Annotated in this window: 10 protein-coding genes and 1 pseudogene; 5 read left to right on the top strand and 6 right to left on the bottom strand. The window is 70.7% G+C overall.

The window, feature by feature from the left end; genetic code table 11:
- Nucleotides 1–131: 131 nt before the first annotated feature.
- The 5 genes from D7X12_RS29060 to D7X12_RS29040 form a co-directional block, all read right to left on the bottom strand.
- Nucleotides 132–1103: an ADYC domain-containing protein gene (locus D7X12_RS29060; protein ID WP_120628515.1), complete on the bottom strand. Its 972-nt coding sequence runs from the start codon at nt 1101–1103 to the stop codon at nt 132–134.
- A gap of 217 nt (nt 1104–1320) precedes the next feature.
- Nucleotides 1321–5154: an nSTAND1 domain-containing NTPase gene (locus D7X12_RS29055; RefSeq protein ID WP_120628514.1), complete on the bottom strand. Its 3834-nt coding sequence runs from the start codon at nt 5152–5154 to the stop codon at nt 1321–1323.
- Nucleotides 5155–5273: 119 nt separating this feature from the next.
- Nucleotides 5274–5741 (bottom strand): response regulator, encoded by a 468-nt coding sequence (locus D7X12_RS29050; RefSeq protein ID WP_120628513.1) that lies wholly within the window; start codon nt 5739–5741, stop codon nt 5274–5276.
- A 176-nt stretch (nt 5742–5917) separates the two neighbouring features.
- Nucleotides 5918–7747: an Ig-like domain-containing protein gene (locus tag D7X12_RS29045; RefSeq protein WP_120628512.1), complete on the bottom strand. Its 1830-nt coding sequence runs from the start codon at nt 7745–7747 to the stop codon at nt 5918–5920.
- Nucleotides 7748–7934: 187 nt separating this feature from the next.
- On the bottom strand, nt 7935–9593 hold the full coding sequence (locus D7X12_RS29040; protein ID WP_120628511.1) for a carboxypeptidase-like regulatory domain-containing protein: 1659 nt from the start codon (nt 9591–9593) through the stop codon (nt 7935–7937).
- Between the two features lie 139 nt (nt 9594–9732).
- Here D7X12_RS29040 and D7X12_RS29035 point away from each other — a divergent pair.
- The 4 genes and pseudogenes from D7X12_RS29035 (at nt 9733) to D7X12_RS29020 (ending at nt 14148) form a co-directional block, all read left to right on the top strand.
- A pseudogene (locus tag D7X12_RS29035) lies at nt 9733–10176 on the top strand (HIT family protein).
- A 92-nt stretch (nt 10177–10268) separates the two neighbouring features.
- Nucleotides 10269–13133, top strand: coding sequence for a TonB-dependent receptor domain-containing protein (locus D7X12_RS29030; protein ID WP_120628516.1), 2865 nt, complete (start codon nt 10269–10271; stop codon nt 13131–13133).
- A 14-nt stretch (nt 13134–13147) separates the two neighbouring features.
- Nucleotides 13148–13585 carry a GNAT family N-acetyltransferase gene (locus tag D7X12_RS29025; RefSeq protein ID WP_120628510.1) on the top strand — a complete coding sequence of 146 codons (438 nt, stop codon included), beginning with the start codon at nt 13148–13150 and terminating at the stop codon, nt 13583–13585.
- Nucleotides 13586–13689: 104 nt separating this feature from the next.
- Nucleotides 13690–14148 carry an FKBP-type peptidyl-prolyl cis-trans isomerase gene (locus tag D7X12_RS29020; RefSeq protein ID WP_120628509.1) on the top strand — a complete coding sequence of 153 codons (459 nt, stop codon included), beginning with the start codon at nt 13690–13692 and terminating at the stop codon, nt 14146–14148.
- Between the two features lie 31 nt (nt 14149–14179).
- Here D7X12_RS29020 and D7X12_RS29015 read toward each other — a convergent pair whose 3' ends face one another.
- Nucleotides 14180–14407 carry a hypothetical protein gene (locus tag D7X12_RS29015; protein WP_120628508.1) on the bottom strand — a complete coding sequence of 76 codons (228 nt, stop codon included), beginning with the start codon at nt 14405–14407 and terminating at the stop codon, nt 14180–14182.
- 74 nt (nt 14408–14481) lie between these two features.
- Here D7X12_RS29015 and nudC point away from each other — a divergent pair, with 74 nt between their 5' ends.
- Nucleotides 14482–15333 (top strand): NAD(+) diphosphatase, encoded by an 852-nt coding sequence (gene nudC, locus D7X12_RS29010; RefSeq protein WP_120628507.1) that lies wholly within the window; start codon nt 14482–14484, stop codon nt 15331–15333.
- Nucleotides 15334–15396 lie beyond the last annotated feature (63 nt).

Below are 15396 nucleotides of genomic sequence, written 5' to 3'. Positions count from 1 at the left end.
CACCCGGAGAGCCCCCAGGGCTCCCGGATGTGAATCAGGCGTTTCTCATAACATGAAACACTGACTTTTAACGACTTGCCGGTTTTGTAACCTATCCCGCTACAAGCCAGCCATTGTTGTAACCTGGCAGGCTACAACCCGGTGATGCCGTAGGGCGTCTCGCTGATGAGGCGGGTGCCGGACTGGAAGTGGGCGGTGTCGCCGCAGCTCGGGAGGGCGGTGAAGCCGGAGCAGGTGACAGCGGCGTGGGCGCGCGTCGTGGAGGTGAAGCAGCGGGCGCCGTCCTCGTTCCACTCGCCCTCCAGGCTCCAGGACTCGGTGTCGCTCTGGACGCCGGCGCCGTCGTAGAGGTTGACCCACTGGCCATCCGTGGTGTGCGACTCGCCGTCGCCGCAGAAGTCCGCGCGCACCATGCGGGTGCAGGCCTGGTGGTGGCCCGCGAGGCTCTGCCCGTCCGCGCCGGTGGCCCACGGCTTGTAGCCAAAGTGCATGCACTTCGCGATGGCGGCGCCCTCGCAGGCGAAGGTGAAGGCGCTGGCGTCCTCGATGCGGGCGCCGCCCTCGCCGGGCACGCCCTGGCGGTAGTCCCAGCGGCCGGCCACCGCGATGGCGGCGGCGTCCTCGCCGTTGGCGTCCTGGCACACCGAGCGCCAGCTGCCGTCGCTGCCCTGGTAGGAGACGCGGTAGGACCACAGGTCGCTGTCCACGCCGGTGCCCTGGGCGATGTTGTCCACGCGCAGGGGCAGGGCGGAGCCGTCACCGAGCCGGCCGGTGAAGCGCGCGCCGGTGAAGGCGGTGCCCGTCACGCGGGTGGTGCCGTCGAAGCCGACGAAGGCCGAGCCCTCCAGCCGCACGCCCGCGAGCACCTTGCCGTTGGCGGAGCGGGCGTCCGCGTAGTCCACGGACACGAGCATGCTGCCCAGCTCGGAGTTGTTGAGGTTGCGGCCGTTCAGGTTGCGGCCATTCAGGTTGCGCCCATTGGGGGACACCATCTCCGCCACCTGCGAGCGCAGGGAGGGAGCCTCGGGCTCCGAAGATTCCGTGCCACAGCCCACTGCCACGACGGCAAGACACGCCGCGACCACTCGCTGCAACGTCTTCATCTGGATGCCCCTTCCCCTGCCCGACCCCGACCCCGCACCGTGCTTCCTGTTCAGAAGGTGGGAATGGGGGGGAGGAGCGGCAACTGGGGCAAGCCCTCACGGGCACTTGCAGCGTCCGGTAGCTTCCACTTGGGAGCGACCCGAGGGCGAATCCCGGGGTTCCCCAGGGGTTCAATCGTTGGGTGATGCTCAGTCCGGGCCGGGGCTCATCCGGGACTCAGGGGCCAGCGCCCGCGGCGGACGCCGGCAGGTCCGCGCACACGCGCAGGCCCACCGCGACGTCGCGCATGGAGGCCTCCGGCAACTCGCGGTTGGTGGAGCGCGCGGAGGTGACAGCGAACGAGTAGCTGCCTCCGCGGGCCACCGGGCGGCCGGGCTCCAGGAACGAGCGCGTCCACTCCCACACGTTGCCGGCCATGTCGTCCGCGCCAAAGGGGCTGCGGGACGCGGGGTGGCTGCCCACGGCGTCCGGGCCGAAGCTGCCCGGCTCCTTGCCGTAGGTGGTGTCCACGTTGGCCTCGTCCGGGGCCAGCCGGTTGCCGTGGGGGTACTCGCGGCCGTCCACGCCGCGCGCGGCGCGCTCCCACTCCAGCTCCGAGCACAGCCGCGCCCCTGGCACGCGCCCGGACGTGTTGAGCCAGGCCGCGTAGGCCTCCGCGTCGGAGAAGGAGATGCCGCTCACCGGGAACTGGCGCCAGTCCTGCTCCCGGCGCTGGGAGCGTTTGGCGTAGCGCAGGGGCTCACCGCTCCGGGCCGTGTAGAGCACCCCACCGGGCTGGAAGCGCAGCCGCCAGCCGCCCGCGTCCTGCTCCAGCGCGAGCACCCCGGCATAGCCGCCGGTCCCCACGCGGGGCTGGCGCCGCTCGCGCTCCGGCGGGGGCAGGGCCGCCAGGTACACCAGCCAGTCCGCGAACGTCGTCTCATGGCGGGCGACGAGGAAGGCCGGCACGGGCACCGGGTGCAGGGGGACGGCGTTGAAGAAGTCGCGCACGCTGGACTCGGCGGCGCTGCCGAAGCGCACCTCGCCCGGGGGCACGTAGGCGAAGCCCGCCGGCAGCGAGCCCGCGCGGGGCAGCGGCAGGACGACGCGCCGCGCCTCACCGCGCTGGAGGAGCAGCGGCTGCACCGCGTCCTCGTGGCCCGGCGCGCGCACGGTGAGCTGGTAGGGGCCGGGCGCCACGGTGACGTCGCTCCACGGCAGCGCGCCCGTGGACGGCACGGGTTCGCCCGCGACCTCCGGGCCTCCGGGCGCGCGTGACAGGGGGCGCAGCTCCGCGGTGGCGCCGGGCACGGCCACGTCCAGGGCCAGCGACAGGCGTGCGGGCGCGTTCCAGCGCTGCCAGCGGAGGCCCTCCGGGTCGTAGAGGCGCAGCCGCTGCAGCAGCGCGGGCAGCACGGGCTCGCGCTCGCTCTCGGCCCACAGGGCGCGCTCGTAGAGGAAGTCCGCCAGCGCGTCGCGCACGTCGGCGCGGCCGGGTGCCAGGGCCAGCGCGCGCTCCAGCCGGTCCGCCACGACGTCGAAGTGGTGGGCCAGCTGGGCCGCGTGTCCGGTGGCCTTCAACCAGCTGCGGTCGCCGTCCGACTTGTGGCCGGAGTCGTAGAGGCGGAAGGCCTCGGCGCGCTCGGCCTGGAGCGCGTCGCGCTCGCCGCGCACGGCGGTCAGCTCCGCGGTGGCCGCGCCCAGCTCCGCGCGCACGCGCCCGTCGAGGATGCGGCGCTCGCGCCACTGGAGGCCCGCGTACACCAGGGCCAGCGACAGGAGGAAGCCCAGCGCCAGCCCCTGCTTCAGGCGCCGGCTGCGCACGCCGGTGCGGCGCGAGGTCTCCAGGAAGGACTGCTCGCGCCGGGTGAGTTCGGACGGCTCCAGCACCGCCGTCTCCGCGAGCTGACGCGGGCCCCAGAGTGACTCGCGCGCGTGGCCCAGGCGCTCCCACTGCGCGGCGGCGGCCTCCAGCCGGGCCTGCACCTCGCGGCGCTCGCCCGCCTCCACCAGCCAGCGCGCCAGCGTGGTCCATCCGGTGAGCAGCGCCTCGTGGGCCAGCTCGTACGCGGTGCCGCCCTCCCCTTCGCGCGCGACGAGCAGGCGCGCGCGCACCAGGGCCTCCAGCGCGGCGCGGTAGCGGGGGTCATCGCCCACGAGCTCGCGGTCCGTCTTGCGCGCGCGGGTGCCATCCGCGGTGACCAGGCGCAGCATCACCCCGCGCGCCGCGGACCGTTGATCCGGCAGCAGGCGGGCCACGGCGGCGTCGGCGTGCCGCGCGAGCGCCCCGGACACGCCGCCCAGCGAATCCAGCGCCGCTTGCGTCATCACGCCCTGGGCCTCGTCGCGAGCGTCCCACAGCTCCGCGAGCGCGAACTGGAGCAGCGGCAGGCCGCCGTCGGAGGCCGCCGTGGAGGCGACGAGTGCATCCACCACGGCCTCGGATTCAAAGCGCACGCCCTTGACGCGCGCGGGGCCGACGATGGCCTCGCGCGTCTCCTCCGGGGTGAGCGCGCGCAGCAGGTACAGCGCGTGCGGCACCTCCGGCCCCAGGCCGGGCACGCCGGTGAGGCGGGTGAGGAAATCGCTGCGCCCGGTGGCCAGGAGCCGCAGTCCGCCGGCCGCCTCCGTGAGCGAGCCCAGCGCGGCGCCCGCGGTCGCGGCCTCTTCGGGAGGCGACAGCGTCACCAGCTCCTCGAGCTGGTCCATGTAGAGCAGCAGGCCGCCCTGGGTGCCCAGCTTCGCGCGGAGCCTCCGGCCAAGGGACGTGGGGTCCTGGCGCAGCGTCTCCGCGAGCGGCTCCTCGCCCACCTCCAGCACCGGGGCGAGCGCGGCGGCGAGCGCGGACACGGGCCTGCGGCCGGGCACGAGCCGCGCGGTGCGCCAGCGCCGGCCGTCCTCCAGCGCGCCGTCGCATACGGCGGGCAGGATGCCGGCGAGGCACAGCGACGACTTGCCCACGCCGGAGTCGCCCGTCATCAGCAGGAAGGCCTCCGCCTTGAGGCGCTCCAGCACGGCGCGCTGTTCACGGCGGCGGCCGAAGAAGAGCGAGCGGTGCTCGGCCTCGAAGGCCTGGAGGCCGCGGTAGGGATTGCCCTCCGGGACGACGACGGGCACCTCCTCGCGCGTCAGGGCCTCCAGCGCGTCGAGCAGCTGCGCGGCGGACGCGTGGCGCTGGCCCGGGTCCCGGCGCAGGCACTTGTCGATGGCGGCGGCGAAGCCGGGGTCCACCGATGGGGCGACCTCCAGGAGGGGCCGCACGTCGCGGGTGCGCACGGCTTCGGACAGCTCGCGCCAGGGCACGTCACGGAAGGGGCCGCGGCCTGCGCACAGCTCGTAGAGCACGACACCCAGCGAGTACACGTCGCTGCGCGCGGTGAGCTCCTCGCCGGCCCAGGCCTCCGGGGACATGTAGTACGGCGTACCCACCAGCGAGCCGCGTGGCAGCGACGGCAGGAAGACGCCATCCAGCGAGCGGGCGCCCAGGGCGGGGCTGGCCTCGGGGTCCCAGTCCGCGGGCAGCTCCGGGGGCGGCATGGGCGCGCGCGGGGCGGAGGGCTCGCTGCTCTCCGCGCGGTCGAGCAGCTTGGCGAGCCCGAAGTCGAGCAGCTTCACCTCGCCGCTCTCGGTGAGCACGGCGTTGCCGGGCTTGATGTCGCGGTGGAGCACGCCCCGGCGGTGGGCGGCGCCCAGCCCCCGGGCCAGGTCCCGGCCAATGCCCAGCGCCCGCTCCCACGACACGGGCCGGGAGAGCCGGTCCAGGCTGACGCCCCGGATGAACTCGGAGATGAGGTACGGCTGATCCTCCAGCTGACCCACGCGGTACAGCGTGACGACGTTGGGGTGCTGGATGCGGGCGGCGGCGCGGGCCTCCACCAGGAAGCGCGCCAGGGCGTTGGACCCCAGCGACGGGATGAACTTCACCGCGACCGGGCGCTCCAGGAGCGTGTCGTGCGCCAGATACACCCGGCCCGTGCGTCCCCGGCCGAGCGGCCGCACGATGCGGTACTCGTCGAACTCCTCCGGAGGAGTCCACGCATCGGATGGGGGGGACGAGGCGGGAGAGCCCACCGGGGTTGCCTACGGCTCCCGCGTCCGGGGGTCAACCCGGGGGCCCGCAGGAGGCCGGCCTGGAGCAGGGCGCCGCACCCGAGTGTCCGCCAGCGGACAGGAGCGGCGACAGGGGTGGTTCACTCCTGACCCGAGCGGGGCTTCGCCTTGCTGGGTTTGAGCATGTTGCGGATCTTGTTCTCCAGGTCCTGCGGCAGGCAGGGCTTGGCGACGAACTCGTCCGCGCCCACGGAGAGGGCGTGTTCGGCGTTGCCAGCGAGCACGTGGCCGGTGAGGGCCATCACCGGGATGTCCCGGGTGCGCAGGTCCTGTTTGATGCGCCGCGTCGCCTCCCAGCCATCCATGATGGGCAAGGACAGGTCCATGAGGATGATGTCCGGCTCCCCCACCTGGGCGCGCTCCACGGCCTCCACGCCGTTGCGGGCGGTGTCGACCTCAAACCCGCAGAATTCCAGGTACTCCGCGTACATCTCGCGGGCATCGTCGAAGTCGTCCACGACGAGGACGCGCTTCTTGGCGTTCACGGGAGCCGGCCCACCGCTCGCGGTCGGCTCGCTCTCCGGGGATGTCAGGACCGCGTTCTTCATGGAGCAGACGCCTCGCATGCAGGGGAGGGGCAGGATGAATCTAAACACGTTCTTGAAAAAGCGCCCGTTCTCGCAAGATTTCCCTGGACGAAGGGAGAAGGAAGGCGGGTCCGGCGTCCGGTGTGAAACAGGGGGGATGCTGGATGGGGGTGTGGGCGGATGGAGGGTGCTGAGCGTCACTGGTTGACGCGATGCACGTGGACGGCGCTCACGCTGTTGGCGAGTGCTGGGTCGGTTCCTTCAAGCCAGGCGATGACGGGCGCCCTGTCTGCGCTGAGGGCCAGTGAGGGCAGACCCTGCTTCCACATGCCAGGGGCCGGTCGCAGGACTCCGGAGACGTCCTCCCAGCGATCACCGGTCCACTGCCGCACCTGCCCCACCGTGCTCGAAGTCCCAGGTTGAGTGTGAACCTCGGTGAGCAGGGCCATCGGCAAGCCTTGAGCGTCCACGACAATGCCATTGAGGGCCCGTCCATGGGTGCTGAAATCGGAGTCCACAGGCCCGCCCACAGCAAGCCAGGCGCTCCCATTCCACCGCTTGACGAGCGGTCTCCATCGCCCCTCGACCCTCGCCGTGACGCCGACCAAGAGGCTTCCATCAGGATGGAAGACCCGGGCTGTAGGAAAGCCCTCAAGCCCCTCCGAGATATCCTGCCAGGTTGACCCATTCCATCTCACCACGTGGCCAACAGCCGCCCCTTGCGCGTCATTCGCCCCAAACGTAAAGACAGGCCGCCCTGCGGCATCCAGGTCAAAGCCCGGGGAGTAGACATTCCCTGCTCGCGGCACAGGCAGAGGTAGAGCCTTTTCAACCCACGTACTGCCATCCCACTGACGAAGCACGAACTGGTGTTGGGAGCCATTCCGCTCCTCCCATGCAACCACAGGGGCCTGTTGCGTCCCGCTGCTGAAATCCATCCAATCGATCCGCCCCCCTGACAGACTGGAGTTCAGGAACGTGCCCAGGGACTCCCAGGCCGTGCCATTCCATCGTCGAGCGTGAAACTGATTGATACTGCTTTCGAAATACTCGATCCAGGCCACCAGGGGGCGTCCCTCAGTGTCTATCTGAAGCGCGCTGTCCCAGACATTGTTCGTGGCGCCTGACTTCAGCGGGCCGCCGAGATACTCCCACGCATCGCCGTTCCAGCGCTTGACGTGGACACTGCCACGCTGCGCCCAAGCCACGACAGGGCGTGAGTCTCCGCCGATTCGAAGCGAGGTTTGGTCGATGTAGCTGGTCTCCATGCTTCCGACCAGTAACGGCTCTCCGACCAGGAGATAGGACGGGATCATCCACCTCCAATCCCGGGACGTCGCTTCCACCCTGTTCCCCGCCAGATCGGTGACGGCGGCGTCAATCGTGACAGCGACCTGACTGTCCACGGGCAAAGGGGTACGCGGAGAAATCGTCAGCGCCCTTCCATCCCCTGACAGCGACACGTCCGCACTGAATGGCGCGGAGTTCACCGTCAATTGGATGGACTGCGTGCTGACGCTGGAGGCCAGCAGGGGCTCTGAGAACGTCGCATGGATCGCCGTGCCCGCTGGAACAAAGGATGCGGTGTTGGCAGGGGTCTGGGAAGTCATCCTTGGGAGGGTTCGATCCACCGTCACGGTGCGCTCGGGACTCGTGAAGACCTGCGAGTTCCGGGTCGCGCGCACGGCAAGGACATGAGGACCTTCAGCGAGCGACCAGGTCTCCCAGTTCAGCGAATGGGACGCGGAGAACAGGCCCACCGGCGTGCCATCCACCAACAACTCCACACGATCAGGAGAGGGGCCAGTGACCTCCACGCTGACCCGGAGCGTCCCATTGGTGGAACTCCCGGCTTCGGGCGACAGCCAGTTCACCGAGACAGGACGCGCATCCAGGCTTCCTGCATCCGGAAGCGCTCCCGGTTCCAGGTCAGGCACCTGGATGCAGGCCGAGCCCATCATCCACAGCATCAGCAGCAGGCTCTTCGGATTTTTCATGAGTCCGGCGCAGAGCAAGAAGGGATCCATCCCATCACGGGTCCACGCGCTGTTGCATCCCTCGCGAGCCCGTCTCCATTCAAGACGTGGGATCCGGCAGGAGGGACGTGGCCGCGTGTGGGCCCCTCCGCACAGCAAGATGCCCCTGCGAAGCCTGGGCTTCACAGGGGCATCAGGTTCAACTCAGTACCGCCGCGTCAGGACAACACGGCTCGAATCACGGAGCCGGAGCCGCAGTCGGCGCGGGCTGGAGCACGATTCCCGTCGCTTCCAGGTCCACATTCATGGGCTGGCCCCAGATGCTCTCATAGGTCTCGTTGACCCCCTGGTTGGACGCCTGCTTGGAGAAGGCGACGACGATCTTCGCCTGGCCCGGAGCGAGCGCGACGGAGCCGGGGTAGACGAAGGAGAAACGGGTGCTGTAGGTCGACGGCTGGATTCCGAAGACAGGCTTCTCGGCGGGCGTGCGCGTCGCGTAGGGCCCCGTGGGCTCGTTGATGAAGAGCGGGAAGCCCTGGCCGCTGTAGTTGCCGACCTCACCGACCGAGTACTCACCCTTCCTGCCGTTGCCGTCGATGTCCGCATCGAAGAAGACCTGGACATCATAGCCAGACAGATTCTTGAGGGGCGCGCTGAAGCTCACGTAGACCGTCTCGCCAGCATTGAGCTGCGTCGCCGTGGCCGCAGGCGGCAGATCCTTCTCCTGGTAGCGGAGTTCGGCGATGGTCACGGCCTTCGGAGTGGCCTGGCTGCCACCGAAGAAGAAGCCCGTCTGGGTGAGGTTGGTGCCGCCCTCGGCGGACACCGCGCGCACGAAGAGGTTGTACTCCTTGCCCTCCTGGACGACCCCCGCGCCCGGGGAGATGGTCGCCGAGTAGCCGCCGTTGTTCACGGTGGCCGTCACCGGCAGCGACTCCTTCGCGTACTCGTCCGTCAGGCGCACGAGCATGGAGCCCGGCTGCACCGGCTGGTTGAAGTACACGTAGACGGGCTCGCCCGGGCGGACCATGTTGTTGAGGGGATCCGTCGACACGGGAGCCTTGAGGCTGCTCACGTTGCTGCTCTCGATGAAGAGCGCACCACCCTGCGGCCGCGTGTACGGCAGGTTGATGACGCGCGTGACGCTGGTGCTCACGATGGAGCTGCCCGAGTAGCTCGTCACGAAGCCGCCCGTCTCCGGGGCGCCGTCACCGTTGGCGTCCAGCGGGGACACCCACAGGTTGTAGCTGCCATTCAGCCGCGCCAGCTCCGCGCCGGAGGGCACGCCGGTGAACGTCAGCACACCCTGCTCGTCCGCGGTGGCCTCCACGTAGACCTTGCTCACCACGGAGGTGCCCGTCTCGTAGTTGCCCAGGATGATGGAGCCCGCCTTGTCCACCTCCAGCGTGCCCTTCGCGCCCGCGGCCGGACGGCCATCCGGCGTCACCACGTGGAAGCGCAGCGAGCTGTTCAGCTGCGCCAGGGTGATGGGACCAAAGCTCGCGTTGCCGTTGTTGATGGGCACCGTGCCCGCCTCGGCCGGCACCGTCGACGTCGCGCGCAGCGTCGCGTAGCCCGTCTTGCTGAACGTCAGCAGCACCTGCGCCGCCGCCGGCACGTCCGTCATCACGAAGTTGCCGGCCGCGTCCGTCGTCGCCGTCTTGGGCGACGTCTGGCTGCCAATCGTCATGGACACCGTGACGTCCGCGAGCGGCATCAGGTTCGTGCCCAGCACCTGGCCCGACACGGTCCCCTTCGGCGTCGAAGGCACCACCACCGACACGTTGTTCGGATCGCGAATGCCGTCCACGACACCGTCGTTGTTCGCATCGGTCTCGTCGCTGCCGCATCCCCCCACCAGCAGCGGCAATACAGCCATCATCAGAAACTTCTTCATCGTCCCCACCCTTGAATTCGTGACAGAATTTTCACGCCCCAGCAGTTACGAAAGGGCGGAAATCGGACACTCCCTGAGGCGGGGCCATGGCGTCAAGGTGGGGGGAAATTCACCCAGGGGGGTGTTAGGCTGACACGGCATGTCAAACATCAATGACCCCTGCCTGGGCTGCGCCATCGTTCGCGGGGACACCCGCACGACCGGTGGCGTCCTGGCGCGCGCCCCTGGATTCGTGCTTCACGCGGTGGCTTCGCCCAGCCCCGTCTCCGGCTGGGTGGTGCTCACCAGCGAGCAGCACGTGCGCGGCTGATACGACCTGGAAGAGGCGGCCTCGCGCGAGCTGGGGCCCTTCGCCGCCCGGGTGATGCGCGCCCAACGCGAGGTGCTGGGCGCGGAGCACGTGTACGCCTTCGCCATTGGCGACGTGCTGCGCCACTTCCACCTGCACCTGGTCCCCCGCTTCGCGGACACACCCGCGCACCTGCGGGGCCGGGGTGTCTTTGACGCGGCCCCCGGCGAACACCTTCCCGAGGAAGCGTTGGAAGCCGCGGCGCTGCGGCTCGCGACGGCGCTCGCCCGCTGACCCCCGCCGGGCGGGACGCGAGCCAATCCGCTGGCCCTGGCCCCCTGTCATGGACCTGACACGTCATCGGGGGAAGAATGCAGGGCGTCACCATGCGTGTGTCCCTCCTCGGCCCCTGGCTGCTCTCGCTGCTGCTCTTCACCACCGGTCCCGCCCTGGCGGACAACACGGCGGATGAGGCGGACATCGCCTTCGAACTGGGCAACGACGCGTACTCCCACGGCAACTACACCGAAGCGCTGCGCTCGTACTTCACCAGCTACCGGCTGGTGCCCAACCGCAACGTCCTCTTCAACATCGCGCGCTGCTTCGAGGCCCTGGGCAAGTTCAACGAGGCCTACCGCTACTACAACGACCTGCTGGTGGAGGACCTGCCCACCGAGGACGCCGACGAGGTCTCCCGCTCCCTGGAGCGGCTGCGCCCCAAGGTCGCCCTGGTGCGCGTCACCACCAACCCCAAGGGCGCGGACGTCTTCGTGGACCGCACCGACCTGGGCAGCCGGGGCCGCTCGCCGCAGACGCTCGCGCTCACACCGGGCCGCCACAAGGTCCTCGTGCGCAAGGACGGCTACCGCCCCACGGAGTCCATCGTCACCGTCACCAAGGGCCGCGAAGTGCCCTTGGACCTGGACATGGGGCTCATCACCGGCATCGTCGAAATCACCGGCACCCCCGAGGGCGCCGAGCTGCGCGACAGCCCCACCGGCCCCGTCCTGGGCCGCATCCCCGCGAAGCTGCGCCTGTCCCCGGGCCAGCGCGTGCTCCATGTGCGCGCCCCCGGCCACGCTCCCGGCCAGTACGTCCTCGACGTGCCCGCCGAGGGCACCCTGCCGCTCAGCGTCACCCTGAGCGCCCAGACGCGCCCCAGTGGCCGCGTCGTCGTCACGTCCAACCACGACGGCGCCACGGTGCGCGTGGACGGCCGGCCCGCGGGCTTCACCCCCACCGTCGTCACCCTCCAGGAGGGCGAGCACGTGCTGGAGGTGGAGAGCCGCGACGTGCGCCCCGTGCGCCAGAAGGTCACCGTCATCCCCGACAAGGAGGTGAGGGTCCACGCCACCCTGCGCTACGAACCGCCCCCGGTGCGCGCCGCGTCCAAGAGCCTCCTGTCCGTGGACGAGGCCCCCGCCTCCACCACCGTGCTCACGCCGGAGGAGCTGCGCGCCTTTGGCTGGCGCACCCTCGCCGAGGCGCTGGCCGGCGTGCGCGGCTTCTTCCTCACCGACGACCGGACGTACACCTACCTGGGCGTGCGCGGCTTCTCCCCGCCGGGCGACCTCAACACGCGCATCCTCATCCTCTGGGACGGCCACGCGATGAACGACGTGTGGGCCGGCCAGGGCTACGCCGCGCACGACCTCAGCGTGGACCTGGAGGAGGTGGAGCGCATCGAGGTGGTGCGCGGCCCCGGCAGCGCCCTGTACGGCACGGGCGCCTTCTTCGGCGTCATCAACGTCGTGCCCCGCGAGTCGCTGGGCCTGGACCGGCGCCTCGAAATCACCGGCTCCGTGGGCGCGATGGGCTCCACGCGCGTGCACGCCACCACGTCGTGGGAGGACCCCGACCGCTCCGTCCTCTTCAGCCTCGCGGGCATGAAGGCGCGCGGCGCGGACACCACCCTGCTGGGCAACCCCGGCCCCATCGTCACCGGCCTGGACGGCGAACAGGCCGGCACCGGCTCCCTGCGCGTCCGCCTGGGCCACCTGTCCCTCGTCGCCCAGCTCCACGGGCGCAAGAAGGACGTGCCCACCGCGCCCTACGGCACCGTCGTGGGCGCGCAGGGCACCCGCGTGCAGGACGTGCGCGGCTTCGCCGAGGCGAAGTACGAGCGCGCCCTCTCCGAGCGCGTCTCCCTGTCCCTGCGCGGCGCCGTGGACCTGAGCCGCTACGAGGGCCACTGGAACTACGGCGACGACACCCTCCAGGCGAACACCGACTCCGGCGCGGCGGAGTGGCTCACCTCCGAGGCGCGCCTGCTGGTGGGCCTCTTCGAGACGCACCGCCTCACGTTCGGCGTGGAGGGCCAGACCCAGCTGCGCGTGGCCCAGAAGAGCGTGGGCCCCTCGGTGGAGGGGACGCTGGAGACGCGGCGACGCTCGCTGCTGTCCGTGTACGCGCTGGACGAGTGGCGCCTGCACCCGCGCCTGAGCCTGTCGCTGGGCCTGCGCGTGGACAAGTACACCGACCTGGACTCGCTGCCGCTCACGCCGCGCCTGGCCGTCATCGGGCGGCCCTACGACAAGGGCCTCACCAAGCTGGTGATTGGCCGCGCCTTCCGGGCCCCCAACGTCTACGAGCTGTTCTACCAGGACAACTTCCTCACCCAGCGCCCCGCGGAAAGCCTCGTGCCGGAGACCATCACCACCTTCGAGGTGGAGCACTCGCACGACCTGACGAATGATCTGCGCCTGACGGTGGCCGGCTACCACAACCGCATCTCCCAGCTCGTCACGCTCATCACCGAGGCCGCGCCCACGCCCCGCTGCGGCACCCAGGGCTCACCCACCCAGTGCCTCGTGTTCACGAACAACTCCGGCGCGACGTTCGCGTGGGGCGCGGAGGCCGGGCTGCACTGGCAGCCGGGCCGCTGGCTGCTGGTGGACCTGAGCTACTCCTACGTGCGGCTGGCCAATGCCGCCCAGGAAGTGGTGCAGGCCGCGCCCGCGCACCTGGCCTCCGGGCGCTTCCTGCTGCCCGTGGGCAACGGCGACATGCGCATCGCGACCCAGGCCACCTACCAGAGCGCGCGCGTGGACGGCCTCCCCGGCGCCGACAGCGGCGAAGCGCTGCTCTTGGGCTTCGGCGTGTCTGGCGACTATGGCCGGCTGCGCTACTTCGCCGGCGTGAACAACCTGCTCGACACGCGCTATGCCCTCCTCGTGAGCGAGGACTTGTCCTCGGGACCCGTGCCCCAGTACGGCCGCACCTTCAACCTCCAGCTCACCGGCAGCTTCTGATCATCCTCCGCGCCATGGCCGACACGTCGCTCGACTTCATCCACCCCGGACACCCGCTGTACGACGGGGAGCTGGACCTGCGCTTCCGCGTGCTGCGCGAGCCGCTGGGCTTCACCCGCGCGGACGTGAAGTTCCCCTTCGAGGACGACAGCCTCCACCTGGTGGCCCACGCGGACGGCACCGTCCTGGGCTGCGTGCTCTTCCACCCGGAGGACGCGCACGGCGGCCGGCTCTTCCAGATGGCGGTCTCGTCCTCGCTGCAGGGCCAGGGGCTGGGAGCGCGGCTGGTGCGCGCGCTGGAGGAGGAGTTGCGCCGGCGCGGCTTCCGCCACGTGCACCTGCATGCCCGAGCCCCCGTCGTCCCCTTCTACGAGCGGCTGGGCTACGCGGTGTACGGCGAACCCTACGAAGAGGTGGGCATCCCCCACCGCCACATGCAGCGCGACCTCTAGCCACTCAGAGCCCCTCCGGTTTCAGGGGTGCCGTCCGGGCGGGCAGGCCGCGCGGAGCCCCTCCCCTCTTCCCCGGAGCGCGCGCGCGGGGCAGGCTGCGGGCCATGCTTCGACCCCTTCTTCTTGGTGCCGTGCTCGCCCTCGCGGGCTGTGGTGACGACTCTTCCTCGGGCGACCCCGCCAAGGTGACGTACGCCGAGGCCCTCGGCGTGGACCTGGGCGCGATGAACAAGAGCGACACCGGGCTGTACACGCAGGACCTGACGGTGGGCACCGGCGCGGAGGCCGTCGCCGGGAAGATCGTCCAGGTGCACTACTCCGGCTGGCTCCCGGACGGCTCCATGTTCGACAGCAGCCTGCCGCGCGGCGAGCCCTTCTCCTTCAACCTCGGCCAGGGCCGCGTCATCGACGGCTGGGACCAGGGCGTCGCCGGGATGCGCGTGGGCGGCAAGCGCAAGCTCGTCATCCCCTCGGACCTGGGCTACGGCAGCCGGGGCTCTCCGCCCGTCATCCCCAGCGACTCCGTGCTCGTCTTCGACGTGCAACTGCTCGCCGTCTACTGACGCGCGCGCAGGGCCTGGCGTAGAGACGCCTTCAGACGCCGGGCGTCCCACCGCCGGACACCGGCGGCGGGGGCGGCACGCGCTTCTTCTGCAGCAGCGAGCGCCCCTTGGGCCCCTTCAGCGCCACGCCCAGCAGCATCGTCGCGGGCAGCATCATGCCCAGGCCCTGGGTGAGGTCCTTGGGCGGATGGGTCGCCACGCCCAGCACCATGCCGGTGAAGAGCAGGCCACAGACCAGCCGCAGGATGAAGGCGTTCACGCGTGACTCCCGGAATCAGGACGCCGGGAGCATAGCGCGCGGCGCCCCGCCGCGCCGTCCGTTAAGGTGGCCCCGTGAGCCCCCCGAAACGCTTCCAGCCCGGGTATGACCCGCCCGCACGTTCGCGCGACACCGCGCTCCTGTTCGCCGCGCGAGGCATGGACCTGCTCGTGTCCGACAACGACGGCCAGCTCGCCCTGCCCCGGGGCGCGGCCCTGCCGGAGCTCGCTGGCAACGCCCACTTCCTCGGCGTGCTCGACGACACCGACTGCTACGCCGTGCCGCTGCCCGGGGACTTCACGCCGCCTGAAGGGATGAAGCCCGTCCCCGCCCGCTCGCTCTACAAGCAGGTGGACGAGGTGACGTTCGCCGTGGCCGGCCGCGCGCTGTCCATCGCGGAGTGGGAGGTGAACCACCGCTTCTGCGGCCGGTGTGGCGGCCCCACGCAGCTCGTCGCGGGCGAGCGCGCGCGCCGCTGCCCGGTGGACCACACGCCGTTCTATCCGCGCATCTCACCCGCGGTCATCGTGCTCATCACCCGCGGCGACCAGATGCTGCTCGCGCGCAACGCCACCTTCCCGGAGCCGTTCTTCAGCACCGTGGCGGGCTTCGTGGATCCGGGCGAGTCCCTGGAGGAGACCGTCCATCGCGAGGTGAAGGAGGAGGTGGGGGTGGACCTGAAGGACCTCACCTACTTCGGCAGCCAGCCGTGGCCGTTTGGCCGCTCGCTCATGGTGGGCTTCATGGCCGAGTACGCGGGCGGCGACATCACCGTGGACGGCAAGGAGATCGCCGAGGCCCGGTGGTTCGACGTGGACGAGCTGCCGCGCATCCCGCCCCGGCTGAGCATCGCGCGCCACCTCATCGACACCTTCATCGACCGGGTGAAGGCCCGGCGCGGCCTGCCTCCAGGCCAGCGGCCTTGAAGCCAGGGCCTGGCGCCCGCCCCGGAATTCCCCGCCCTCCCGGGTGCGTTCGTCCCTGGATGC

The organism is Corallococcus sicarius (assembly GCF_003611735.1).
Lineage (GTDB): Bacteria > Myxococcota > Myxococcia > Myxococcales > Myxococcaceae > Corallococcus > Corallococcus sicarius.
This window is presented reverse-complemented; position numbering and strand designations above follow the sequence as displayed.